This window comes from Paraburkholderia sp., from assembly GCF_035656215.1.
Classification (GTDB): domain Bacteria; phylum Pseudomonadota; class Gammaproteobacteria; order Burkholderiales; family Burkholderiaceae; genus Paraburkholderia.
Map to the genome: position 1 here is coordinate 1 of NZ_DASRSY010000425.1, position 23,311 is coordinate 23,311.

The 23,311-nt window shown below is 61.9% G+C and carries 29 protein-coding genes and 2 tRNA genes; 19 read left to right on the forward strand and 12 right to left on the reverse strand.

Features of this window, described 5'->3' with window-relative positions; translation table 11 throughout:
* Positions 1-296, reverse strand: a 296-nt coding sequence (locus tag VFE81_RS24790) for an NUDIX hydrolase (RefSeq protein ID WP_325047108.1), incomplete at its 3' end; no start/stop codon positions are given.
* 376 nt (positions 297-672) lie between these two features.
* Positions 673-749, reverse strand: a tRNA-Met gene (locus tag VFE81_RS24795).
* A 257-nt stretch (positions 750-1,006) separates the two neighbouring features.
* Between VFE81_RS24795 and VFE81_RS24800 the strand changes: the two genes are divergently transcribed.
* Positions 1,007-1,504: a heme-degrading domain-containing protein gene (locus tag VFE81_RS24800; protein WP_325047109.1), complete on the forward strand. Its 498-nt coding sequence runs from the start codon at positions 1,007-1,009 to the stop codon at positions 1,502-1,504.
* Between the two features lie 10 nt (positions 1,505-1,514).
* Positions 1,515-1,847, forward strand: a complete 333-nt coding sequence (locus VFE81_RS24805) for a DMT family transporter (protein ID WP_414695653.1) — start codon at positions 1,515-1,517, stop codon at positions 1,845-1,847.
* Positions 1,848-1,850: 3 nt separating this feature from the next.
* Here VFE81_RS24805 and VFE81_RS24810 read toward each other — a convergent pair whose 3' ends face one another.
* Both VFE81_RS24810 and VFE81_RS24815 read right to left on the reverse strand, forming a co-directional pair.
* Positions 1,851-2,234: a hypothetical protein gene (locus tag VFE81_RS24810; protein ID WP_325047111.1), complete on the reverse strand. Its 384-nt coding sequence runs from the start codon at positions 2,232-2,234 to the stop codon at positions 1,851-1,853.
* A gap of 64 nt (positions 2,235-2,298) precedes the next feature.
* On the reverse strand, positions 2,299-2,490 hold the full coding sequence (locus VFE81_RS24815; RefSeq protein ID WP_325047112.1) for a hypothetical protein: 192 nt from the start codon (positions 2,488-2,490) through the stop codon (positions 2,299-2,301).
* A gap of 208 nt (positions 2,491-2,698) precedes the next feature.
* On the opposite strand from VFE81_RS24815, the gene VFE81_RS24820 reads away from it, so the two are divergent.
* Together VFE81_RS24820 and VFE81_RS24825 are read left to right on the forward strand one after the other, a co-directional pair.
* Positions 2,699-2,977 (forward strand): hypothetical protein, encoded by a 279-nt coding sequence (locus VFE81_RS24820; RefSeq protein WP_325047113.1) that lies wholly within the window; start codon positions 2,699-2,701, stop codon positions 2,975-2,977.
* Entirely contained in the window at positions 2,977-3,402 is a 426-nt protein-coding gene (locus VFE81_RS24825) for a DUF1488 domain-containing protein (protein WP_325047114.1), read from the forward strand. Before VFE81_RS24820 ends, VFE81_RS24825 begins: the two co-directional genes overlap by 1 nt.
* A gap of 67 nt (positions 3,403-3,469) precedes the next feature.
* Here the strand turns inward: VFE81_RS24825 and VFE81_RS24830 are convergent, their stop codons facing one another.
* Positions 3,470-4,480, reverse strand: a complete 1,011-nt coding sequence (locus VFE81_RS24830) for an NAD-dependent epimerase/dehydratase family protein (RefSeq protein ID WP_325047115.1) — start codon at positions 4,478-4,480, stop codon at positions 3,470-3,472.
* A gap of 133 nt (positions 4,481-4,613) precedes the next feature.
* Between VFE81_RS24830 and VFE81_RS24835 the strand changes: the two genes are divergently transcribed.
* Positions 4,614-5,639 (forward strand): TetR/AcrR family transcriptional regulator, encoded by a 1,026-nt coding sequence (locus VFE81_RS24835; protein ID WP_325047116.1) that lies wholly within the window; start codon positions 4,614-4,616, stop codon positions 5,637-5,639.
* Positions 5,640-5,685: 46 nt separating this feature from the next.
* Positions 5,686-6,822: an enoyl-CoA hydratase/isomerase family protein gene (locus VFE81_RS24840; RefSeq protein WP_325047117.1), complete on the forward strand. Its 1,137-nt coding sequence runs from the start codon at positions 5,686-5,688 to the stop codon at positions 6,820-6,822.
* 107 nt (positions 6,823-6,929) lie between these two features.
* On the opposite strand, the gene VFE81_RS24845 is transcribed toward VFE81_RS24840, so the two are convergent.
* Positions 6,930-7,355, reverse strand: a complete 426-nt coding sequence (locus VFE81_RS24845) for a hypothetical protein (protein ID WP_325047118.1) — start codon at positions 7,353-7,355, stop codon at positions 6,930-6,932.
* 531 nt (positions 7,356-7,886) lie between these two features.
* Between VFE81_RS24845 and ssuD the strand changes: the two genes are divergently transcribed.
* From ssuD to VFE81_RS24865, 4 genes are read left to right on the forward strand one after another with little or no spacing between them, the layout of a single operon-like run.
* Positions 7,887-9,047, forward strand: coding sequence for an FMNH2-dependent alkanesulfonate monooxygenase (ssuD, locus tag VFE81_RS24850; protein ID WP_325047119.1), 1,161 nt, complete (start codon positions 7,887-7,889; stop codon positions 9,045-9,047).
* A gap of 55 nt (positions 9,048-9,102) precedes the next feature.
* The gene (gene ssuC / locus VFE81_RS24855) at positions 9,103-9,981 is read left to right on the forward strand and encodes an aliphatic sulfonate ABC transporter permease SsuC (RefSeq protein ID WP_325047120.1); all 879 of its coding nucleotides are present in this window, start codon (positions 9,103-9,105) and stop codon (positions 9,979-9,981) included.
* Complete coding sequence (locus VFE81_RS24860; protein ID WP_325047121.1) at positions 9,978-10,979, forward strand: ATP-binding cassette domain-containing protein; 1,002 nt, start codon at positions 9,978-9,980, stop codon at positions 10,977-10,979. Before ssuC ends, VFE81_RS24860 begins: the two co-directional genes overlap by 4 nt.
* A gap of 48 nt (positions 10,980-11,027) precedes the next feature.
* Positions 11,028-11,243: a molybdopterin-binding protein gene (locus VFE81_RS24865; RefSeq protein ID WP_325047122.1), complete on the forward strand. Its 216-nt coding sequence runs from the start codon at positions 11,028-11,030 to the stop codon at positions 11,241-11,243.
* A gap of 70 nt (positions 11,244-11,313) precedes the next feature.
* On the opposite strand, the gene VFE81_RS24870 is transcribed toward VFE81_RS24865, so the two are convergent.
* Positions 11,314-11,598: a hypothetical protein gene (locus VFE81_RS24870; RefSeq protein WP_325047123.1), complete on the reverse strand. Its 285-nt coding sequence runs from the start codon at positions 11,596-11,598 to the stop codon at positions 11,314-11,316.
* A 294-nt stretch (positions 11,599-11,892) separates the two neighbouring features.
* On the opposite strand from VFE81_RS24870, the gene VFE81_RS24875 reads away from it, so the two are divergent.
* From VFE81_RS24875 to VFE81_RS24885, 3 genes are all read left to right on the forward strand, one after another.
* Positions 11,893-12,090: a hypothetical protein gene (locus VFE81_RS24875; protein ID WP_325047124.1), complete on the forward strand. Its 198-nt coding sequence runs from the start codon at positions 11,893-11,895 to the stop codon at positions 12,088-12,090.
* 113 nt (positions 12,091-12,203) lie between these two features.
* Entirely contained in the window at positions 12,204-12,446 is a 243-nt protein-coding gene (locus tag VFE81_RS24880; RefSeq protein ID WP_325047125.1) for a DUF6566 family protein, read from the forward strand.
* A 70-nt stretch (positions 12,447-12,516) separates the two neighbouring features.
* Complete coding sequence (locus VFE81_RS24885) at positions 12,517-12,897, forward strand: glyoxalase superfamily protein (protein ID WP_325047135.1); 381 nt, start codon at positions 12,517-12,519, stop codon at positions 12,895-12,897.
* A gap of 135 nt (positions 12,898-13,032) precedes the next feature.
* Here VFE81_RS24885 and VFE81_RS24890 read toward each other — a convergent pair whose 3' ends face one another.
* Positions 13,033-13,299 carry a hypothetical protein gene (locus VFE81_RS24890; protein ID WP_325047126.1) on the reverse strand — a complete coding sequence of 89 codons (267 nt, stop codon included), beginning with the start codon at positions 13,297-13,299 and terminating at the stop codon, positions 13,033-13,035.
* A gap of 348 nt (positions 13,300-13,647) precedes the next feature.
* On the opposite strand from VFE81_RS24890, the gene dusA reads away from it, so the two are divergent.
* Both dusA and VFE81_RS24900 read left to right on the forward strand, forming a co-directional pair.
* Positions 13,648-14,649 carry a tRNA dihydrouridine(20/20a) synthase DusA gene (dusA, locus tag VFE81_RS24895; RefSeq protein WP_325047127.1) on the forward strand — a complete coding sequence of 334 codons (1,002 nt, stop codon included), beginning with the start codon at positions 13,648-13,650 and terminating at the stop codon, positions 14,647-14,649.
* 103 nt (positions 14,650-14,752) lie between these two features.
* A tRNA-His gene (locus VFE81_RS24900) sits at positions 14,753-14,828 on the forward strand.
* A gap of 129 nt (positions 14,829-14,957) precedes the next feature.
* Here VFE81_RS24900 and VFE81_RS24905 read toward each other — a convergent pair.
* Complete coding sequence (locus tag VFE81_RS24905; RefSeq protein WP_325047128.1) at positions 14,958-15,281, reverse strand: hypothetical protein; 324 nt, start codon at positions 15,279-15,281, stop codon at positions 14,958-14,960.
* Positions 15,282-15,630: 349 nt separating this feature from the next.
* Between VFE81_RS24905 and VFE81_RS24910 the strand changes: the two genes are divergently transcribed.
* Both VFE81_RS24910 and cysC read left to right on the forward strand, forming a co-directional pair.
* Entirely contained in the window at positions 15,631-17,223 is a 1,593-nt protein-coding gene (locus tag VFE81_RS24910; RefSeq protein WP_325047129.1) for a tetratricopeptide repeat-containing sulfotransferase family protein, read from the forward strand.
* A complete protein-coding gene (gene cysC, locus VFE81_RS24915; RefSeq protein ID WP_325047130.1) occupies positions 17,220-17,792 on the forward strand; it encodes an adenylyl-sulfate kinase in 573 nt (190 codons plus the stop codon). The genes VFE81_RS24910 and cysC overlap by 4 nt, the downstream gene beginning before the upstream one ends.
* Positions 17,793-17,889: 97 nt before the next feature.
* Here the strand turns inward: cysC and VFE81_RS24920 are convergent, their stop codons facing one another.
* A complete protein-coding gene (locus VFE81_RS24920) occupies positions 17,890-18,102 on the reverse strand; it encodes a DUF3820 family protein (protein WP_006048800.1) in 213 nt (70 codons plus the stop codon).
* Positions 18,103-18,239: 137 nt separating this feature from the next.
* Here VFE81_RS24920 and VFE81_RS24925 point away from each other — a divergent pair, with 137 nt between their 5' ends.
* On the forward strand, positions 18,240-19,292 hold the full coding sequence (locus tag VFE81_RS24925; protein ID WP_325047131.1) for an NADP(H)-dependent aldo-keto reductase: 1,053 nt from the start codon (positions 18,240-18,242) through the stop codon (positions 19,290-19,292).
* A gap of 39 nt (positions 19,293-19,331) precedes the next feature.
* Here the strand turns inward: VFE81_RS24925 and VFE81_RS24930 are convergent, their stop codons facing one another.
* The gene (locus VFE81_RS24930; protein ID WP_325047132.1) at positions 19,332-20,615 is read right to left on the reverse strand and encodes an MFS transporter; all 1,284 of its coding nucleotides are present in this window, start codon (positions 20,613-20,615) and stop codon (positions 19,332-19,334) included.
* 73 nt (positions 20,616-20,688) lie between these two features.
* On the reverse strand, positions 20,689-22,101 hold the full coding sequence (locus VFE81_RS24935) for a M20 family metallopeptidase (RefSeq protein WP_325047133.1): 1,413 nt from the start codon (positions 22,099-22,101) through the stop codon (positions 20,689-20,691).
* A 204-nt stretch (positions 22,102-22,305) separates the two neighbouring features.
* On the opposite strand from VFE81_RS24935, the gene VFE81_RS24940 reads away from it, so the two are divergent.
* Positions 22,306-23,265 carry a LysR family transcriptional regulator gene (locus tag VFE81_RS24940; RefSeq protein ID WP_325047134.1) on the forward strand — a complete coding sequence of 320 codons (960 nt, stop codon included), beginning with the start codon at positions 22,306-22,308 and terminating at the stop codon, positions 23,263-23,265.
* Positions 23,266-23,311 lie beyond the last annotated feature (46 nt).

Here is a 23,311-nt window from a genome sequence, read left to right on the forward strand (position 1 = left end):
AGGCTTTGCACTTCGACGCGCGCGCCGGCTTCTTCCAGCGTTTCGCGCGAAGCCGCTTCGGCGGTGGTTTCACCCATTTCCATGAAACCTGCCGGCAGTGTCCAGTAACCGTAGCGCGGTTCGATCGCGCGACGGCACAGCAGCACTTTGTCGTCCCAGACCGGAACGGTGCCGACTACGTTGCGCGGATTCTGATAATGCACCGTGCCGCAACTGCCGCATACGAAGCGCTCGCGGTTGTCACCCGGCGGAATGCTCAGGCTGACGCCGTGGCCGCAGACAGAACAGAATTTCATAGGAAGGGGACGAGAAAGGGTGATGGGAGTTTATCACTGGGCTGGCGTTTTCTGAGGTCCGGCAAAGGCGGCGTGCCGGTGTTGGTGCGCAGGCAGTGGCGCGCGTCGTGCGCCGGACCTGGCTCGGGCGATTGTGACTTAGGCCGATTGGCTAACGCTGGCGCTTTTGCAGCCTGTTCGACGGTGCGTGAGTTAGGATTGCTACCAGATTGATGCGTGGGAATGAAGCGTGTATCTGATGACTACGTAGAAAGAAGAGAGCAGAGCGCAGAACACGCACTACAAGAGCCAGGAAAGCGAGGCAGAAAACAAAAAAGGCCTGCCGGTTGGGCAAGCCTTTGATGTTGTTTCGACGTTTCGAACCGCGTGAATCACTTGGTTGCGGGGGTAGGATTTGAACCTACGACCTTCGGGTTATGAGCCCGACGAGCTGCCAGACTGCTCCACCCCGCGTCCGTCGAAGAAAAGATTATAGGATAAATTGGCGGCCAACGCAATAGCTGTTTAAGAAGCTGATTCAATGCGCGCAAAGGCGGAGCGACCTACAAAGGATCTACAAGCGCGGCGGCCTCCAAAGTCGCGGCGCGTATCGCCGGCGTCGCATACCGGAAGGCCCTCGTAAAGTGCTGCGTTAGAATTCAGGTTCTCTTCGCGGCGCCGCGATGCATGTGCAACGGTCTGCGCTTCACTTCTACTCTGCTCTGAACTCCATGGATATCGCTCACGACCTACAGGTGATTGCCGCTCAGGAACAGGCGCTGGTGTTCCCGCAATTCGACGCTGACCGCGCATGGCAGGTCGGTGCCTATCTGCACGAGGTCGCCAAGGCTCGCGGAATCGCCGCCGCCATCGACGTGCGCACGTTCGGTCAGCCGCTATTTTTCAGCCTGCTCGACGGAGCGACGCCGGACAACGTCGACTGGGCGCGCCGCAAGGGCAACACGGTCGCGCATTTTCGGCGCAGTTCGTACGCGATCGGTTTGAAGATGCAACAGGCGGGCAGCACGCTCGCTGACAAGCACGGCTTGCCGCTCACGGAATATGCGTCACATGGTGGTGCTTTCCCATTGACTGTAGCGGGCGCCGGTGTGATCGGCTCGATCACGGTATCCGGTTTGCCGCAGCGCGCGGATCACGAACTGGTGGTGGAAGCGCTCTGCGCACACCTTGGCCACGACTACAGCAAGCTCGCGCTTGCAAAGGCCTGAGGCGATGCGGATGCCTCCTTATGCATTGCTCGCCATTGCGATCGTTGCTGAAGTCATCGCGACCTCCGCCATGCGGGCCTCGGAAGGTTTTTCGCGGCTATTGCCCGCAACGGTCGTGGTGATCGGCTACGGTATCGCGTTCTATTGCCTGTCGCTTACGCTGAAGACTATTCCGGTCGGCATCGTCTACGCGGTGTGGTCCGGCGCCGGCATCGTGCTGATTACGCTGGTCGCGGTCGTGATGTACCGGCAAGTGCCTGACCTGCCGGCCATTATCGGGCTCGGGCTGATCATTGCCGGTGTCGCCGTATTGAACATGTTCTCGAAGATGCAGGCGCACTGAGCGTTACTTGCAGCGCACGATCATCGACCGGTTTTTCACGTTGGCCGAAACGACGTTCGTGACGCTGCCGCCCGCGGCGCCGCCTTCGTCATTGTCTTTCGACACGATGTCGTAGCCGGTCGCGCCGCATGCGTTGCCGGCCTGCACGTAGCAGGAGGCCCAACTGGACGCGGCGTCGGCGCCACTGCAGTTCACCGCAAAGCCCGTTTGTCCGTTCGGCAGATTGATCAACGACGTGGTGTTCGACGATGCGCAACCGCTCAGACCCGCGCCCAGCAGCACGGCGACGGGCAGGGCGGCAGACAGGGCCGCCCTGCGGACTAGAGCAAGCGCGGCGCTGCTGGGTCGGAAGCGGCCGGAGCGGCGCAGTTGCGTCATGAAATGCATCGTGATGTTTCCTTTCAAATAGGTATCGAGACTCGCCACGCAAACTGGAAGTGTGCCCGCAAGACTAAGGCGTTTCGATTGTGATGCCCGCTGCGCTAACCAGTTGGCGGCTTTCCGTGCCGCTTTCGGTAGCCGCGTCTTCCCAGATGCTGATGGCTTTTGGAATGTCGATGCCGTGGCTTTCGGCGTAAGCAAACCATTTGGTTGCCGCATCGGGCTCAGCCAGTTCGTGGCTCTGCAGAAAATATTTTCCCATATTGTGCTCGCTGAACTCGAAACGGCGTCATTACGTCCGCACAGATCGTGCCGGTGAACCGGTTCGACCGAAGCACGCGGCACAAGTGCCATTCGGCATGCAGAACTTATCGGCTCGGAGCGCGCCTTACTTACTGGTCTGCCGCGAGCGCATACGTGTGAACTGTCCACGTGGCGCCGCCCATAAACTGCAAACGAGGAGAAAGAACATGGCTGAGCGGGTCAGCGGCCCTTATCGCGGCTATTACATCAGCGCCGCCGCGCGCCTCGTGCCGGCTGTTGGTGCGTCGGCGCCGGCCGCCAGCACTGCAAGCGGTACGTATGTCGGCTCGGTGAGTCTCACCGAACGGGGTCCGGACGATCCGCACCGGATGGAAACCTTGCTGGAACTCGGCGATAAGCAGCGCTTCGGCAGCGAAGAGGCAGCGCTGGTCTTCGTCGAACAGGCTGCGCGCGACTATATCGACCGCCTGCTCGGAGGCGCCTGATGGCGGCGCGCGACATCGAACAGGAGAGCGAAGGAGGCTGGACCGCGGTCCAGGTGCGCGAGTACCATATCGGGCATGTCCGGGGGCGGCCGGTTCTCGCCGGTGTCCCTGTCCTGCCGGATCCTTCTGATGAGGCGACCATGGAAATTCGGTTTCCCGCGGATGAGCCTGCTTACCGCGACTCCAATCTGACGGTTGTGTTTCCCGCCCTCGTGGACGGCGAATCGGTGCCATGCGCGATTTCGGTCGAGGCGCTCGAGGATCACTTCGGCGCGTATTCCGAGGATCTCGAAGGCTGGATGCGCGCGTTCGACGCGGGGCGTCCGCGCATCGAGGCGGTTGCGCGCGAACATTTGCAGATCAGCAATGGCACGCCCGTGCTGCTCAGGAGCGGCCATTTCCCGCCAGGCAACGTCGCAGCCTGATCCGGCTCGTTCGCCGATACGCGGATAACGTGGTTCAAACGTCCTCGCTAGCGAAAGCAATCCTCAGTCAGGTTGTTTTCGCTGTGTCCCGATGCGTGTCGGCACTCGCCAATGCCGCCGTGCGCGCGGCGTCGAATGCATGCCGGATGCCGTTTTCGTACGACGTTTTGGCGATAGGCCCGATCAGCTTCGTCAATGCGGAGTCGTCGAGTACAACCGGCTCGGTCATCAGGTAATTCATTTCCACCAGCTCCCGCATCAACGGATTGAAGAGGCCGAGCATGCGCAGCATGGTCTTGCCGGCCACCATCAGCTTCGGCTCCTGCCCTGCCAGCGCATAGGCCTGTCTAACCACTTCGCGCGACGTGATCGTGCCCGTGCCGGCGAGGTGCCACCACCGGCCGTAAGCTGCGGGTGTACGTGTGAGTTTCTCGACCACCGGTCCGATATCCGGCAGGTAGATGAATTCGTGCGGCACATCCACCGGCCCGAGCACCTGTGCACGCTTGCCACGCGCCGCGCCCTCGAACACGCCGTTCAGCAGGCTGCGTTCGATGCCCGGCCCGTAGAAATCCGGCAGGCGCAGCACCAGCGTCGACAAGCGAGTCGGCCCGCTTGCGCGTCCGTGTGCCGCCAGCACCAGATTTTCCTGCGCGAGACGCATCTTGCCTTTGAACGTATGGGGTTCACGCGGATGATTTTCGCTAATCGGATTGCTGCGCGCACGGCCGTACGGATACACGGTGCCGATCAGAATGAAGCGCTCGACGCCCGCCGCGGTTACGCCGGCGAGGGTTTTTTCCATGAGCGGCGGATGCGCGGCGAACTGATCGTAAGGCACACCCACCAGATAGATCACGGTCTGCAAATCCGCTGCCGCCGCGTTGATCGAAGCCGGGTCGTCAGGATTCCACGTGACGATTTCCGCATGCGGGTCGTGACCAAAGGCCGCCTCGAGCGGCGCGCGCGAGCGGCCGACCACCCGGTAATCCCGGCCCGCTGCGCTCAGCGCAGCAGCAATGATCTGACCTGCCGCGCCGGCGGCACCGAATAAACCCACTTTCCCTGTGGCTTCCATGATGACTCCTGAAGGCGCGCAGTATCGCGCCTGATGATGATCGGCTGATTGATGAGAATTTAATGAACACCGTTCAGTAAACAGTGTTCAGTTTAATTTGACTTTTCAGTTTGTCAACCCGAAAATGTTCGTCATGGGAATCGTCGAACGAAAAAACCGTCAGAAACAGGCTCTGCGTGAGCGCATCCTCGATGCAGCGCGGCGTATCGTGATGCGCGAAGGCTTTGCCGCGCTGTCAATGCGCAAGATTGCCGATGCCATCGAGTATTCACCCGCCACGCTGTACCTCCACTTCGCGAGCCGCGATGAGATCGTGCAGGCGTTATGCGCTGAAGGTTATGCGCAATTGCTGGAGACGTTCGTGCCGTTGGCGCAGATCGCCGATCCGGCTGATCGCCTGAACGCCCTCGGGCGTGCTTATGTGGCATTCGGTGTCGCGCATCCGGAAACCTACCGGCTGATCTTCATGGAGGACCCGAGCTACACGGGTGCTGCGCTGGGTGGTGCGGCGGGCGTTTCGGGCGCGTCGGTGGCTGCGGTTGCCGAGGCGAGTGCGGCGGGCGAACAGGAGGCGGTCACGGCGGCCGGGACAGCGGTTGCGGCATCCACCGCGTCCGGAAAAGCGAGCCTCGCACCCCCGAAACCGGACGACGACCCCGGCGACGCCGCATTGCACATCATGATTTCCGCGCTTGAAGAGTTGAAAGCGGCGGGGCGTCTGACCGCATCGACGGACTTGACCGTGTGGGCCGAGGCGTTCTGGGCGACCCTGCATGGCATTGTCGCGCTCAACCTCACCTGCCCCGTGTTCCCGACCGCGCCGCTGGATACAGTGCTAAATGTTGCACTTGATGCCTGGCTGGGTACGCAAGGCACCGGGCAGCAGGCGCGCGTCGCGAACGCTTCCCTCGCGCGCAAAAAAAAGTCCACAGAAGCGCGGGTTGAAGCACGCGTCGAGCCGGGCGAATCGCATGTGGCGCAGGGCGGCAAACCGGCCACTCAGGCGTCTCAGGCATCCGCAGCGTCGGACAAAAAGTCGACGAAGCCACCGGGACCATCGGCGATTAAACCCACCGATGCGGATACCAACCCCGCCATCAAGGTGGACACCAAACCCGTCGTCAAACCCACCACCAGGCCCAAAGCCACGAGTGCGTGATAACGTTCAGTTCCGATTCATTTCGCGCCATCGCGCCTAGATCTCCATGTCCATTTCCGCCTCGCCCGCCGTCAGCGACGAAGTCGCGACCTACGTAGCCAATCGCATCGGTTTCATCGAACTGGAAAGGCCGAAGGCGCTCAACGCGCTGTCGACCGGCATGATCCGCGCGATGCACGCAGCGCTTGATCAGTGGCGCGAAGATCCCGACGTGCTCGCCGTGGTGGTGCGCAGCCAGCATCCGCGGGCGTTCTGCGCGGGCGGCGATATCCGCTTTCTGTACGAGTCGGCGCAGCACGGCGAGCACGACACGCGCGATACGTTTTTCATTGAGGAATACCGCCTCAATCACGCGATCTTCACCTACCCGAAGCCGTATATCGCCCTGATGAACGGCGTCGTGATGGGCGGAGGGATGGGGATTTCGCAGGGCGCGCATCGTACCGGCGGCCTGCGGGTGGTGACGAACTCGACGAAAATGGCGATGCCCGAGACCCGCATCGGGCTCTTTCCCGATGTCGGCGCGAGCTGGTTCCTGGCGCGTACGCCGGGCGCGCTAGGCCGTTATCTGGCGGTCACCGGTGAGACGATCGGTGCTGCCGATGCACGCTACGCGGGCCTCGCCGACGCCTATATCGACGACGCGGCATTGCCCGCGCTAGTCGATACGCTGCGCACTGAACTGTTCGAACGCGGGGCTGACGTAGTGGCGTGCATCGAGCGTGAGACGGCCGCGCATCAGGTGGTGCCGGAACCCGATGCTTCGCCGCTCGCGGGCATACGCGCGTTGATCGACCGGCATTTTGCGTTGCCCGACGTGGCGCAGATTCTCGCTTCGCTGGAACAGGAACGTGAGCATGGCGGTGAGGCCGCCGATTGGGCCGAGCAGACGATTGCCGTGTTGCGCGAACGTTCGCCGTTGTCGATGGCTGTGTCGCTGGAAGTGGTGACGCGCGCCGAGGGTTCGATGGAGGACGTGCTGCGCGGCGATCTCGACCTGACGCGCACGAGCTTCGCGCAGGGCGACTCGATCGAAGGGATTCGAGCGCGCATCATCGACAAGGACAACGCGCCGCGCTGGCGTTTTGCGTGCATTGAAGACGTGAATGCCGCCGATGTGGCGAAAATGTTCGAAAGCCCATGGTCGGCAAACGAACACCCGCTGCGCGATCTGCGCGGTTAGGCAAGTTCGGGCAGCAGCAATAACAGCAGCAGCGATGCCGGATCGTCGGACCGCCGGACCGCCGGACCGCCCAACCGGCATCGCCTCGCGAGCAGGCGTAAAGACGCTCAGTCCTCGTCTTCGCTCGCCATGAATGCGCGCATGAACACCAGCGCGCCCCAGCCCCACATCGCGTTCGCCGCGAAACCCACCGCGAGGCGCGGCAGCATGTTGCCGCTCGGCCAGATGCCGCGCAGCGGATCGACCACGAACACGCTCGCCGCCGTCAACGCAATGCCGCCGAACACGAAAGCTGGCACCCACGGCGCGCGCCGTTCCGGCGCAACGCGCAACAGCCACGCCATCAGCACCGCCCAGAACGCGCTCCAGATGGCGTTCGCAATGAACTCCGGCAGGCCGAGCGGCAAAAATGGGGTGGTCGAAAAACCGGTCGGGTCGATCAGACCGGCTGCGTGCAGGAGTGCCAGAGTCGATTCATGAAAGAACAGGGAAGCCAGAAAACCGGCGACGAACGGCAGGATGAGTTTTTGCATGCATTGCACCGCGAGAGCTCAGGCAGCGCGGTTCACGCGGCCTGCACCGGATTATTGGAAAATTGGCGCCATTATATATATCGGTATCCCGGTTCCAGCGTAGGTGAGGCGCAACATCCGTATGCTTTAGCGTCGGGCTAATCACGAAAGTGGAAAACCTAAGCTAAAAAAAATCGTTCAAAAGCCGGGTCCCGGTCCATAGACTGTTTCTCCATGCAGACGGCGTTTGTCGCCGTCGCCCATTTAATCGAGCGCATCACGCGCACGTTTGGTCGAGGGAAGCTGTCGCGATGTCCTGCCTGATGCCGATCTTCAACCGCTCCATGGCGCGCGCGCGTTCGCGGGTTCGCTGTCGGAACTAGTCCGCGCCTCACTGCAGTATTTCCGTCCTCTTTTGCGTTTGCATCTCCGGTCGTGGCCGGATGGATGTGCGCGACCAGCGGCGCGCGACCAGCGTGTGCTTGTTCACTCGACGCATCGTCGTTACACACGTCTCCATTCAATCCAGTTTCGAACAAGCAGGAGCAGCAAATGAATGTGTTCTGGTTCATTCCGACTCACGGCGACAGCCGCTATCTCGGTACGTCCCAAGGCGCACGCGCAGCCGATTACGACTACTTCCAGCAGATCGCCGTCGCTGCCGATACGCTCGGCTACGAGGGCGTGCTGCTGCCGACCGGCCGTTCGTGCGAAGACGCGTGGGTCGTCGCATCGAGCCTGATTGCCGCGACCAAGCGTCTGAAGTTTCTGGTGGCGATCCGTCCGGGCATTTCGTCACCGGGTCTGGCGGCGCGCATGGCGGCGACTTTCGACCGGCTGTCGAACGGGCGCCTGCTGATCAACGTAGTGACCGGCGGCGATTCGGCTGAACTGGAAGGCGACGGCGTGTTCGTCGATCACGACACGCGCTATGAAATCACCGACGAATTCCTGCACATCTGGCGCAACCTGCTCACCGCTGCGCATACCAACGACGCGATCGACTTCAACGGCAAGCACCTGACCTCGAAGGGGGGCAAGGCGCTGTATCCGCCGGTGCAGAACCCGCATCCGCCGCTGTGGTTTGGCGGTTCGTCGGCGGCGGCGCACGACATCGCGGGCGATCACATCGACACGTATCTGACGTGGGGCGAGCCGCCCGCGGCCGTCGCGAAGAAAATTGCCGACATTCGCGCCCGTGCTGAAGCGCGTGGCCGAACGATCAAGTTCGGTATTCGCCTGCACGTCATCGTGCGTGAGACCGAAGAAGAAGCGTGGGCCGCTGCGGACACGCTGATCAGCAAGCTCGACGACGAAACCATTTCCCGTGCGCAGGCTTCGTTCTCGAAGATGGATTCCGAAGGGCAGCGCCGCATGGCCGCGTTGCACGGCGGCAAGCGTGGCAGCCGCGCGGACCTTGAGGTGTATCCGCATCTGTGGGCGGGCGTGGGTCTCGTGCGCGGCGGCGCGGGGACGGCGCTGGTCGGTAATCCCGAGCAGGTGGCGGCGCTGATGAACGAGTATGCGGCGCTCGGTATCGACACGTTCATCCTGTCCGGCTATCCGCATCTCGAAGAGTCGTATCGCTTCGCTGAACTGGTGTTTCCGCTGCTGCCGGGCCATCAAAGCAAGGCTTCGGGCGGTCCGCTGTCGGGTCCGTTCGGCGAGATCGTCGGCAACAACTATCTGCCGAAGACGGCGAGTTCGAGTTGAGCGCTTTCGCTCGGTTCGGCCACGACGCCCATCGATAAGCAATGAGGAAATCATCATGGCTCAATCCACTGTGAGTGCGGAACGAAGCACAAACGCAGGCTCGGGTGCGGGTTCAGGCTTGAGGTCCGGTGCGCGTTCAGGCGCGGGTTTCGGTGTATTACGCCGCATCGGTGCGCATCTTGCACCGTGGCTCGCGCCGCTGGCGATTCTGCTCGCGTGGGAATTCGCCGCGCGTAGCGGCATTCTCTCGACGCGGGTATTGCCCGAACCGCTCGCGGTCGTCAAGGCCGCGTGGTCGCTGATCCAGTCCGGCGAAATGTGGGCGGACGTGAAGGTCAGCACATGGCGCGCTGTGTCGGGCTTTGCGATCGGTGGCGGGATAGGACTCATACTCGGTCTCGCGACGGGCCTCTTCAAACCCGCCGAAATCGCGCTCGATTCGACCGTGCAGATGATCCGCAACATTCCCGCGTTGGCAATGATCCCGCTCGTGATTCTGTGGTTCGGTATCGAGGAAGAAGCGAAGGTGTTTCTTGTCGCGCTGGGCGTCTTTTTCCCGATCTACGTGAACACGTTTCACGGTATCCGTTCGGTCGACGCCAATCTGATCGAGATGGCGCGGAGTTACGGCGTGAAAGGTTTCGCACTCTACCGGCACGTGGTTTTGCCGGGGGCATTGCCGTCGATTCTGGTCGGCGTGCGTTTCGCGTTTGGGCTGATGTGGGTCACGCTGATCGTCGCTGAAACCATTTCCGCGGAGTCGGGCATCGGCTACATGACGATGAATGCCCGCGAATTCCTGCAAACCGATGTGGTGGTGGTTGGCATTCTGCTTTACGCGGCGCTCGGCAAACTCGCCGACGTGCTGGCCAAGAGTCTTGAGCGCGTGTCGCTGCGTTGGCATCCGGCCTATCAACGAGGAGCGAAAGTATGAGCGCAACGACATCGTCGGCGTCGTTCGGTGGCATCGCGGGCAGCGATCTCGAAGCCGAACTGGCGCAACCGCGCACCGCCGATCACGACGCCGATGAGTCTGCTGGTTTTGACCGGGCAGATCCGGCGCACGACCGCCGTCAGGTGGGTGTCGTACCCGCGGCGGCGGGCGCATCGGCGCGCAACGACGCACGCCGGTCCGCCGATTATTCGGTCGAGTTGCGCGGCGTCGGCAAGCAGTACGGCGAACGCACGGTGCTGTCCGATTTTGATCTGTCGATCGAGCGCGGCAGTTTCGTCGCGATCGTCGGCCGCAGCGGCTGCGGGAAATCGACCTTGTTGCGCCTGGTCGCGGGTCTGGAAAAGACCACGTCGGGCGTGCTCGAAAAACGCACCGAAGACGGCCAGTCGCTCGACACCCGCATCATGTTCCAGGACGCGCGGCTCTTGCCCTGGAAGAGCGTGCTGCAGAACGTGATGCTCGGTCTCGGCCGCAGCGCGCGAGAAGATGCGCGCGCCGTGCTCGCCGAAGTCGGCTTGCTGGAGCGCGCCAACGACTGGCCCGCGCAGCTTTCCGGCGGTCAGCGTCAGCGTGTGGCGCTGGCGCGGGCGCTGGTGCATCGGCCGCAATTGCTGCTGCTGGACGAACCGCTCGGCGCGCTCGACGCGCTGACCCGCATCGAAATGCACGCGCTGATCGAACGCTTGTGGCGCGAACATCAATTCACCGCGCTGCTGGTGACGCACGACGTGCATGAAGCCGTCGCGCTAGGCGACCGGATTCTGCTGATCGAAGAAGGGCGCATCGCGCTCGATCAACCGGTGCCGCTTGCGCGCCCGCGGGCGCGTGCGTCGGCCGGTTTTGCCGCGCTGGAAGAACATGTGTTGCAACGCGTACTGAAGACGGCGCCGAACGACGACGCGCTGTCCCAACGCGCTTTCGACGCACGTGATGAGGGCCGCCTCAGGCGGCCGACAGACGTCCGCTGGGCCGTCTGATATCCCTTTGACTGACTGTTTTCAATCGCTTTTCTGGAGTCACTCGACATGAGCATTTCCGAAATCAACGTACGCAATCAGTTCAAAGGCAAGATCAAGGAAATCATCCGCGGGCCGGTGGTATCCGAGGTCGATGTGGACACGCCGTTCGGCATCGTCACCTCGGTGATCACCACGCGCTCGGTCGACGAACTCGACCTGAAGGTCGGCTCGGAAGTGGTCGCGCTGGTGAAGTCGACGGAGGTGTCGATCGCGCGTTTGTAAGTCTGATTAGGCCCGCCTAAGCCCGATTTGGCCCGATTGCACCGTTCGCATCGGCACGCGAGTGCCGACGCTATTTCGCGTTGGCACCGCTGGCGGGTGGCTCGTGCATCATCTTGTCGTTGGTCGGTTTGCGCGGACGCTTGATCGGCATATTGTCCGGGTTGCTCGAACCTCCCGAGCCGGAGGCCGAATCGGGCGGCTTTACCATCGATGCGCCGCCATTCTGCGGCGCCGCTTGGGTCGCTTGTATCTTTAGTGCCGGGTTCGACGTTTGTGCGAACGCCACCGCGCCGCCTGCGCCGAATATCGCGAGCGCGACGCCCGCCGTTAGCGCTGCCATTCTGCTTCGCTCCATCTCGTCCTCCTTTGCGATGCCGCTCGCCGGCTGCTGCCGCCACGCTCACGGGATAGACCCGGTCTGCGAGGAAAATTCGTGGGGTACGCGGCGCTTAGATCGCGGCGCGCCTGATACGCACAATGCCGGGCACGGAGCGCCGCATAGGCGACGCCGGCACGCACCCGTACGGCACTCAATGCATAAGGTAACGCCCCCGCATCCGTACGGCACGCAATACGTATGCCTTGACGCGCCCCTGCGTGCGCTCGTGAAACTTGCTACGATGAATTGAGCATCACGACGGAGACGGTCATGTCGAAGTCATTAAGTCCGGAAGCGGTTGAAGCATTGCGGCGCCTGAACGATGTCGGCGTCGGACAGCCCATGCCGAAGTTTGCGCAATCCGTCACGGCGGAGTTGCTGGCGAACGGGCTCGCCGCCGAAGCGACCGGCGACGAAGTCGAGATCACTTGTAGCGGTCGGCAGTATCTGTCTGGCGATTGCGATTAATCGTCAGGTGAAGGGGCAGGCCGGTGCATTCTCCGAGCCGCTGGGGCGGCCCGGGGGAGAGGCATGGCCGCAGTCTTCGCGTTTTTTCAGACGGGCACACCAGGGAGGCGACCATGGAGCCGAAGGGCCTCGACATGGGCGACTATCAGGAGCGCTATCAGGACTACGACGTCGAAGTCGCGGTCGAACAGGTGCTAACCGGCGTCAAAGCGCATTTTCGGGTGTTGCACAACGACGCGGTGGTGGTCGACTGGCGTCTCGTGCACATCGACAGCCTGTGGTCCACCGAGCATGCCGCGGCTGAGGCAGCCTTCCGGGCGGCGCGCGAAATGATCGACGCCGGCCCCGCCACGTAGCCATGGGCACGTGAGTTGGCAAACGCATTCGACTAAGCTGGCGGGATCTTTCAATTTACTGGAGACCGCTATGCACCTTGCACCTGCCATTCCGATCATCCGTATCTTCTCTGAAGAGAAAGCCAGAGAGTTTTACGTGGACTTTCTCGGCTTCACCATCGACTGGGAACACCGCTTCGAGGCCAATTTTCCGCTCTACGCGCAGGTGCGCCGCTCCGACCTGATTTTGCACTTGAGCGAGCATCATGGCGACGCAACGCCAGGTTCGACGATTTTCGTGCCGGTGCAAGACATCGACGCGTTGCATGCCGAACTTCAGCGTAAAGATTACAAGTACGGGAAACCGGGAATTGAAATGGAGCCGTGGGGGAAAGTGCTGGAGACGATCGATCCGTTCGGTAACCGGATTCGTTTTTCCGAATCGCCGAAAGAGGAGGTGCGCGGGGCGTGAGGAAGGAGGGGGGGGAGCATGCGGCCGTGAGCGCGGCCGCCATGTAAACGGAACCGGGCGCCGGCATGCATTGCTGCATGCACGGCGCCCAGTTCGGCTACCGTCTTGTGGACGGTAGCCTTCAACGGCGACAGATTAGTGGCCGAAGAAAACCGATTGCGAGCCCGAAACCGGCTCACGTGCGCCCGATTGCGACGACACGTTTTGCACGCCGCCGTATGCATTGGATTCGGCATTAGCATGTTCAGCCGCGACGGTTTGCGAGTTCTGGCCTTGTTGCGAAGCCGGTGCGCCGACTGACGGACGATAGAACGGTGCCGGGCCGTAGCCGCTAGCGAATGCGGGAGCAGCGATCGAGGCAGAAGCAGCAACCAGCAGCGCGGCGATAAGCTTGGTCTTCATGGTGTGACTCCGATAACGTTTCGATTTCATTTCAGGAAGGCGTCGCAGAAGCCGGTGAGGTGTGTCTGCAACGTCGATGGAGGCAGTGTATACCCCTACTATCGAGAATTTGTATCGATAATCTGAAATTACTATTCTTGCCACTGAAATAATCGGTCAGACGTATATGTGACGGGCGTCAGCCGTGGTCCGACCCCGTCTGTCAAGCGTTTATGGCGTTCAAAGACCCGGTTACTGGCGCGGTTTTCGGCGGGGTTTCCAGGAATTCATGGCTCGTCGTGAGTGTTTCAGGGGCGTTTGGCCACTTGCGGTAAAATTGCGGTTTGATTCAAGCCGTCTGGCCGCCCCATGTCTTCAGCTCAAACTCCCAGTCCGCGCCGCGTTTCTGTCGCGCCCATGATGGACTGGACCGATCGCCACTGCCGCTCGCTGCATCGCGTGATATCGCGCCATACGTGGCTCTACACCGAAATGGTCACCACTGGCGCGTTGCTGCACGGCGATGTGCCGCGCCATCTGGCGTTTGCGCCCGAGGAAGCGCCGGTCGCTTTGCAACTCGGTGGCAGTGAGCCTGACGACCTCGCGCGTTCGGCCAAGCTGGGTGAGCAATGGGGCTATGACGAGATCAATCTGAACTGCGGCTGTCCGTCCGAGCGCGTGCAGCGCGGTGCGTTTGGCGCCTGCTTGATGAACGAGCCGCAACTCGTCGCGGATTGCGTGAAGGCGATGCGCGATGCCGTGTCAGTACCGGTGACGGTCAAGCACCGGATTGGCGTCGACGCGGTCGAAGAATATGGCTTTGTGCGCGACTTCGTCGGCACGATCGCGGACGCTGGCTGTAACGTGTTCGTCGTGCATGCGCGCAACGCGATTCTCAAAGGCTTGAGCCCGAAAGAGAACCGCGAGATTCCGCCGCTCAAATACGACTTCGCGTATCAGTTGAAGCGCGATTTTCCGCATCTGGAGATCATCATCAATGGCGGCATCAAGACGCTTGATGAGGTCGAGATGCATCTTCAGCACATCGATGGCGTGATGCTTGGGCGCGAGGCTTATCACAACCCTTATGTGTTGGCCGATGTCGATGCACGCTTCTATGGCTCGACGGATATGCCGCTCACGCGCGAGCAGGTCGAGGCGAAGCTGATCGAATATTGCGCGGCTGAAATGGCACGCGGCACGTATCTCGGTTCGATCACACGGCATGCGCTCGGTCTGTACCGCGGTGAGGCGGGCGCACGTGGATGGCGTCGCGTGTTATCCGATAGCAAACGTCTGGCCGCGCGCGATCTGACTATCTTCGACGAGGCGAGACAGCATCTGCGTGTGCCTGTCGGAATTTTTGAATAAAGGACTAGGCAAACGAGATTCTTGTTCGTATAATCTCGTTTCTTCATCGGCGAGCCAAGTTTCTCGGCAACGAGTCGCTCAGTAAGTCAAGCAGATGTCAGTGGTGGCTGTAGCTCAGTTGGTAGAGTCCAGGATTGTGATTCCTGTTGTCGTGGGTTCGAGCCCCATCAGCCACCCCAAAGAATTCGAGCAGTAAAAAATTGCGAAACGGCGTTGTGAGAAATCACAACGCCGTTTTTGTTTTGTTCTTTGCAAAAAGGCGCTCGATGCAGGATCGTCTCGTCATTCGATGCCGGGTTCGATTGACGTCAATGCCCATGTCCCCCATGGCCGCCGCCACTGCTCCACGAACTGCCTCCGTTGCCGTGGCCGCCGCCATGTCCGCCGTGCCAGCCACCTCCGTGCCACTCACCGCCGTGCCAGCGCCCGCCACCCCCGTGGTAGTAACAGCAACCGCCGCCGCCCCAGCCACCCCAGACGTCGACCGTCCCGTAAGCTGGCCCATAGGCATAACCGTAGTAGCCAGGGTAATAGGGTTGCGCGTAGGCATAGTCGTATCCCGGCGCGACCACGCACCCGGTGAGACTTACCGCCACCGCCAACATCGCGACTGATGCAATGAGCCTGCTCACGATTTTCTCCTTCGTATAAGAATGAGAAAAACGGCGTGCCTGGGAGTTCAGCCGCATTTGTGTCCGCAAATTACGGCTTGGATGCGCCATCGCGCTTTCATGACGTCCACACAGCGCCCCGACGCCATAGCGGCCGCGCGTTGCGGCAGCCTTCCGAATCATGACGGATTCATCACGCTGTAATAGTTCGTTAAATTTTTGAAACGTAACTGTAGGGCGCGCCTGATATTTTCCCTTCAGACAATTTCCCTTTGAATCCAGACCTAAGCTTGCTGACGCTGGACGAAGAAGAACGCACTCCACATTGCCCGGGCCGCTCGATGCGAAGCCTGCAAAAACCTGGCCGTCAATGAAGCACGATCCACAGCCGGCAACCGCATCAGAATGGTGCGCCGAAGGCGACGCCTGCGCCGCCCGTGGCGAACTCCAGGCCGCACTCCAATGTTTCGAAGCAGCCCGCTCGCTCGATCCCGCCGACGCCATCCTTCATGAGCGCCTCGCCGCGACGCTCGCCGCACTGAACCGCTTTCCCGAAGCCGTTGCCTGCTATCACGAAGGAATCGCGGTCGATCCGCGCAATTCCGATCTGCATCATGGCCTTGGCTGGTCGCTCGAACAGATGCATCGGCTCGAGCCGGCGGTAGACGCCTATCGCGAAGCAGTCCGGGTGAATCCGAAAGCCGACGGCTCGTACAACAACCTGGGTAACTGCCTGCAGGCACTCGGTCGTTTCGACGAGTCGCACGAAGCCTATCGCCAGGCGATCGAGGCCGCCCCGCAAGTGCCGCTGTATTACCGTAACTTTGTGCAGTCCAGGGGTCTTGGCGCGGACGATCCGGTGTTCGTCGCGCTTGAGCACCTCGCCGGCGATATCGCTTCGCTCACACCCGCCAATCAGGCGGAAATTCACTTCGCGTATGGGCAGGCGCTGTCCGATGTGGGCCGTAACGATGCATCGTTCGATCACTTCCTGAAGGGCAACGCACTGCACCGCGCCAGCGTGCGTTATGACGAAGCCGCGTCGCTCGGCCTGTTCGCGCATTTGCCGGAGCTGCTGACTTCAGAGGTGCTGGCGGCCAAACGCGGTCTTGGTGTTCCGTCGGCCGCACCGATCTTTATCGTTGGCATGCCGCGTTCCGGTTCAACCCTGATCGAGCAGATTCTCGCGAGTCATCCGCAGGTTTTCGGCGCCGGTGAGCGCACGGAGTTCGGCGAGGCGCTGGTGAATTGCATCGGCCGGGATTCAGACGATCCGTTGCGCATCGATATCGAAGCATTGCAGGGCGTCGGTCTCGCGCAATTGCGCACGCTCGGCGCCGACTATTTGCGCCGCATGTACACGGCGGTGCCGGAAATGCAAACCGCAGCACCGGGCTACACGCGCTTCACCGACAAATATCCGTTCAATTTCATCAACGTCGGGCTGATTCATCTGGCGTTGCCGAATGCGCGCTTCGTGCATAGCAGCCGCTCGCCGTTGCAAAGCTGCCTGTCGATTTTTTCGCGAATTTTTCACGACGTCCCGTTCAGCTACGATCTCGGTGAACTGGGCCGCTACTATCGCGCGTACGACGCGTTGATGGCGCATTGGCAACGCGTATTGCCCGAGGGCACGATGATCGAAATCAAATACGAAGAACTGGTCGAAGATTTCGAAGGCAATGTCAGGCGACTGCTCGCGCATTGCGGACTCGACTGGGACGAGCGCTGCCTGGCGTTTCATCAGACTACGCGGCAGGTGAACACGGCCAGCGCGGCGCAGGTGCGCCGTCCGCTCTACAAGACGTCGCTGCAGCGCTGGCAGCCGCAGCAGGCGTTGCTGCAACCCTTGTTCGACGGTCTGGGAGCGGAATTGGCGTCCGCTGACCGCTTCAGCGCGCACGAGCGTGTGTCTCTGGCAGATGCCGAAGCGGCGGCTAATGGGACGGAGTGGAAGTCATGAACGCAACCCGTGGGGCTGTCGTCTGGATGACGGGTTTGTCCGGTGCCGGTAAATCGACCCTGGCTGACGCGTTGCACCAGCATCTGAAAGAGGCAGGGCATGCCTCGATCGTGCTCGACGGCGACGTGCTGCGGCGCGGCTTGACCGCCAACCTCGGCTTCACGCCCGAAGACCGCACCGAAAATCTGCGGCGCATCGCGCACGTCGCGACGCTGTTCATGCAACAGGGCTTCATCGCGATTGCCGCGGTGATCTCGCCCGAGCATCGGCATCGGTGCATGGCGCGCGAGATTGTCGGCGAAGGTTTCATCGAAGTGTTCGTGAACGCGCCGCTGACGGTGTGCGAAGCGCGTGATGTCAAAGGCCTCTACGCGCGTGCGCGCCGTGGTGAGATTCCCAATTTCACCGGTGTTTCCGGGCCGTTCGACGTGCCGATCGGGCCCGATGTCATGATCGAAACCGATCGGGTGTCGCTCGAGGAGGCGGTAGGCTACCTGCTCGCCCATCTGACCGCTCTGGGCTACCTGCCCAGGGAACGCGTGCACGGCAGGCCGCGCCTCGCGAAATAATCAGCGCGAGGCCGCTGCCGCGCTTCGTCCGTGCAAATTTTCCACCAGGCGCGGTCGCATAGATGTCGGCATGCAGCATCTGCCGAAGGCGTCGCTCTCAGCGCTTGCGTAAAGGCTCGATCAGTGACGACAGACCGTTGTGATCGATCTCGTGCATCAAGGCCAGCAGACGGCCGATTTCGCCCGGCGGAAAGCCCTGGCTCGCAAACCAGTTCAGATAGTGACCGGGCAGATCCGCGATCAGCCGGCCTTTGTATTTTCCATAAGGCATCACACGCGTGACCAGTAATTCGAGGTGTTCGGGATTCATCGCAGATGGGTCGGCGGAAAGGTTATCGAGCGTGGTGGTGTGAGGGCCTGCTGAAGCAGCATTTTAGCTGCGCTGCAGGCATTGCGCCGGCATGGTAACGTCGGCGCTTTCCTTTTACACACAACAGGACAGGTTCGATGGAATACCGCAGACTCGGCGACTCGGATGTGAAGGTTAGCCTGATCGGTCTCGGCACCATGACGTGGGGCGAGCAGAACACTGAGCAGGAAGCGCACGCGCAGATCGATTACGCGCTCGACCACGGTGTCAATCTGATCGACGCTGCGGAAATGTATCCGGTGCCGCCGCGTCCCGAGACGCAAGGCTCGACCGAGCGCTATATCGGCACATGGATCGCGCAGCACCGTAGCGCGCGCGAGAAGATCGTGCTGGCCACCAAGATCGCTGGCCCGGCGCGTCAACCGCACAATCCGCGTCATATTCGCGGCGAGGGCAACCAGTTCGATCGCAAGAACCTGACCGAAGCGCTGAACGATAGCCTGAAGCGCCTGCAAACGGACTACGTCGATCTGTATCAGTTGCACTGGCCGGATCGCAGCACCATGACGTTCGGCCGTCCGGCGTATCCGTGGGTCGACGACGCGTACACGGTGCCGATCGAAGAAACGCTTTCGGTGCTCGCCGAGTTCGTCAAGGCAGGCAAGATTCGCCATATTGGCGTGTCGAACGAGACGCCGTGGGGTGTCGCGCAATTTCTGCGCGCGGCGGAGAAGCTCGACTTGCCGCGCATCGTCAGCATTCAGAATCCGTATAGCCTGTTGAACCGCACGTACGAAGCGGGGCTGTCCGAGTACGCGCATCGCGATAACGTCGGCTTGCTTGCGTATTCGCCGCTGGCTTTCGGCTGGTTGTCGGGCAAGTACGAAGGTGGTGCGCGTCCGGCAGGCGCCCGCATCTCGCTGTTCGAGCGCTTTCAACGCTACAGCAAGCCGCAAGCGGTTCAGGCAACCACGCGTTATGTGGAACTGGCGAAGCGTCACGGGTTGTCGCCCGCGCAATTCGCGCTGGCTTTCGTCAACAGCCGGCCGTTTTTGACGAGCAATCTGATCGGCGCCACGTCGCTCGATCAGTTGAAGGAAAACGTCGCCAGCGCCGAGGTGAAACTTTCACCGGAAGTGCTCGCGGAGATCGACAAGCTGCATGAACTGCAGCCGAATCCGGCGCCTTGATGTCGTTGCGTTGTGTGCCTCAACCTCGCTCGACGTCGCTCAGCGAATCTTCAGCTTCGAGCGCACGGCATAGAGCGCCAGCAAACTCGCCACTGCGCAGAACATCAGATAGAAGCCGGGCGCGAGCTTATTGCCGCTCGCATCGATCAGCCAGGTGATCACGAAGGGCGCAAAGCCGCCGAACACCGTCACGCCGATGTTGTAGCTGACGGCGAGACCGGTCGCGCGTGTCTGGGTCGGGAAAATCTCCGACATCAGCGCGGGCAGCGCGCCGAAGTACGTCGCTTTCAATACGCCGATCCAGATCAGCGCCAGCAGCATCGCGGCGAATGACGGATGCGCATTCATATACACGAAGGTCGGATAGACCGTCAGCAGCATCAACGTCGCGGCGACCGCCATGATGCGGATGCGTCCCAGGCTATCGGACAAATGGCCGGCGAACGGCGTCAGCACCGTCAGCACGACTCCCGTTGCGAGCGTGGCCGCGAAACCGGTTGAAGCGGGCAGGTGCAACTGCTTGATCGCGTAGGTCGGCATGTACAGAATCATGTAGTTCGCCGCGGTCGAAATGACCAGCGAACCGACCGCGAGCAGCATTTGGACTTTTTGCGTGCCGAACAAATCGCGCAGCGGCGTGCGGGTTTTCGGCTCCGTGTTGAACTCGGCACCTTCGTCCACGAAGCGGCGAATATAGAAGCCGACCGGGCCGATCGCGAGCCCGAACAGAAACGGAATACGCCAGCCCCACGATTCGAGTTGCGCCGTTGTGAGCTGGCTCGTCAGCAAGGCGCCGAAACCGGAGGCGAGCAGTGTCGCTAGGCCCTGGCTGGCGAACTGCCAACTGCCCATGAACCCGCGCCGCTCGGGAGCATGCTCGACGAGAAACGCGGTGGAGGCGCCGAACTCGCCGCCCGCCGAGAAACCTTGAATGAGCCGCGACAGCATGATGCCAGCCGGCGCCCACAAACCGATCGCGGCGTAAGGCGGCATCACCGCGATGGCCAGCGTGCCGATCATCATCAAGCCGATCGACAGCAGCAGCGATACCTTGCGCCCCGCACGATCGGCGAGCGAGCCCAGTATGAGTCCGCCGAGCGGACGGATCAGGTACGAGATGCCGAAGGTGCCCAGCGTGAGCATCAGCGAAATCGCTTCGGTCCGCGCCGGGAAGAACAGCTTCGCGATCGTGACCGCAAAAAACCCGTAGACGACGAGGTCGAACCATTCAAGCGCATTGCCGATGGACGCCGCGAGAATGATGCGATGGACCTTCGCGGCGGACGGCCGCGCGGCGCTGGCTTGCAAGGTTGACGTGCTCATCGTGGGCGTGCCTTGTAACGGATGCAGGTAATGGTGAGCCGCGGGCGTGATGCAGGCGTGCGGCGTTGATCGCTCAGGCCGCAGCTTCTGTCGTTGTTGCGTTTGCGTGCGGAGAGTTCTCGCCAAGATCCCAGAAGAGCCCCGCCATGATCTGAAGCCCCTCGCGCACCACTGGTCCGAGCAGATGCTCGTTCGGCGCGTGTTGTGAGCAGGCCGGGTACGAATGCGGCACCCAGATAGTCGGCAGGCCGAGCGTGTCGGCGAATACTTCGTTGGGCAGCGTGCCGCCGAGATTCGGCAGCACCGCCGTCTTCTTGCCGGTGGTCTGTTCGAGCGAGGCGATGGCCCATGTGACCCACGGGTCGTCGGGATTCAGACGTGTGGCCGGCGCACCGCGTTCGACGCTGACCTCGACCAGCGAAAAGCCATGCGCATCCAGATGCGTGCGCAGATGCTGCTCGAGGTTTTCCCAGTCGGTGCCGACCACGAAACGCAACTGGCAATGCGCGAATGCCGACGACGGAATGGCATTGACCGGGTTCTCGGGATTGCCCGCCTTGAAGGCCAGCACTTCGAAGCTGTTCCAGCCGAACACGCGTTCAGGCGGTGTGAGACCGGGCTCGCCCCAGTTATCGTCGACGGCCGGGTCGCCCGGGCCGCCGCCTACCGTGATATCGGCCAGTGCACGACGCACCGCTTCGGGAATCGGCGGCGGACGCAAGCCGTCGACAGCGATCACGCCGCGGGCATCGACCAGACTAGCAAGTGCATTTGCCAGCACCGTGGCCGGGTTGCGCAACAGACCGCCCCAATTGCCCGAGTGGTGCGCGCCATCGCGCAGGTTTAGCGAGAGCTTGAAATTCACCGAGCCGCGCGAGCCGAGAAACACCGTAGGGCGGCGCGCGGCGAGGCGCGGGCCATCGGAGGCGATCAGTACGTCCGCGGCCAGTTCCTGTTTGTGCTTGTGGCAGATCGCGTCGAGCCCTGGCGAGCCGGTTTCCTCACCCATCTCGATCAGCAGTTTCGCGTTGAAGCCGAGCTTGCTGCCGCGCGTGGCCAGCACGCTTGCGAGCGCGGCGAGATTGATGGTGTGCTGGCCTTTGTTGTCGGCGGTACCACGGCCATACCAGCGCTCGCCTTCGACGGTCACGGCCCACGGCGTCAGCGGCGCGCGCCACTGGCTGTCGTAGCCGCGTACGACGTCGCCGTGGCCATAGATCAGTACGGTGGGCAGACTGTCGTCTTCGTGGCGGTTGGCGATCAGGAACGGCCCGAACCCTTCCGCGGGGTTGTCGATAATGCGCGTGCTGAAACCGAGCCCTTCGACTTCGGGCGTGATTTCGTCGGTCAGATACGACAGCAGGATGGCGGCGCGGCCGCTTTCCTGACTCTCAGTGTGAAATCCGACGCGGCGATTGAGATTCTCGAGAAAGGCGCCTGATTCGAAATGATGCGTGGCGTGTTCGATGGCCTGGTTGCGGCTCATGTTTGTCTCCGATACGGGATGCGGGGGGATGGCGGCGATGCTGCGCCCTATGTGGCAGGTCTGATTCGCGGCCATCAGCTTCGAAATGATTCTAGGAGGCCGTTATTTTTGTCACAATGATCGTCTTTCGAAGCTTGCGTTGCCAAGAAGGCAAAGCTCGACACCCCCGCACGCGGCTGCATCGGCTCGCATAAGGCATCGCTCATGGCACTTTCACTACACGGCATTGCACTGCGCTATTTCGTTGAAGTGGCGCGCACCGGCTCGATCAGCGACGCGTCCGCACGGCTGCATGTAGCCGTGTCGGCGATCAGCCGGCAGATCGCGCGGCTCGAGAGTGATCTCGGCGTTGCGCTGTTCGAGCGGCGCCCGCGCGGCATGTCGCTCTCCGAAGCGGGCGAGCGTCTGCTCGCCTACGCACAGCGCAGCCTGCTCGAGGCGGAGCACGTGATGAAGGAGATCGGCGGCCTCGAGGCGCTGCACGGCAGCATGATCAAGGTCGTCAGTTCGGAAGGGTTCGCCGTGGACTTCCTGCCCAGCGCGATGGCGGCGTTCCGCAGCCATTATCCGGGGATCGACTTCACGCTACACGTGATGGCGCCTGGCGAGGCGACTCGCCGGGTGCGCGATGGCGACGCCGATCTCGCGCTGACGTTCAGTCTCGCGCCGGAAAAGGGCGTTAAGGTCGAACACGCCGAGCGCGCGCCAGTACTGGCGCTGCTGCGCGTCGATCATCCGTTGGCCGGGCGCGCGAAGGTGTCGCTCGCCGATTTGCAGCGCTATCCGTTGGTGCTGCCGGAGCCTGGCACGACGATTCGCCAGCTGATCGACATCACCTGTGCACTCGAAGGCGTGCTGCTCGAGCCCGATCTCACCTGCAACAATAGTGGTGCGACGTACCGCTACGCGCAGAAGTCCGGAGCGATCATGTTCACGGGGTTGCTGTCGGTGCGGGACCGTTACGTCGGCGACGGCTTCGTCGCGATACCGCTGACGCATCCGCAAATGCGCCAGCGCAGCATCCAGGTGCAAACGATGGCCGGGCGGGAGTTGCCGCCGTCGGTGAAGGCCTTCCGCGACCATCTGATCGTAGAGATCGGCGGCGCGAAGCCCGTGGATGCTGCGGCGCCGAAGCGGCCCCGAAAACGCGGCCCGACCCATTGATCGCACTGAAAGGCAAATCTCCCTGCCGGACGGCGAATCGCGACCT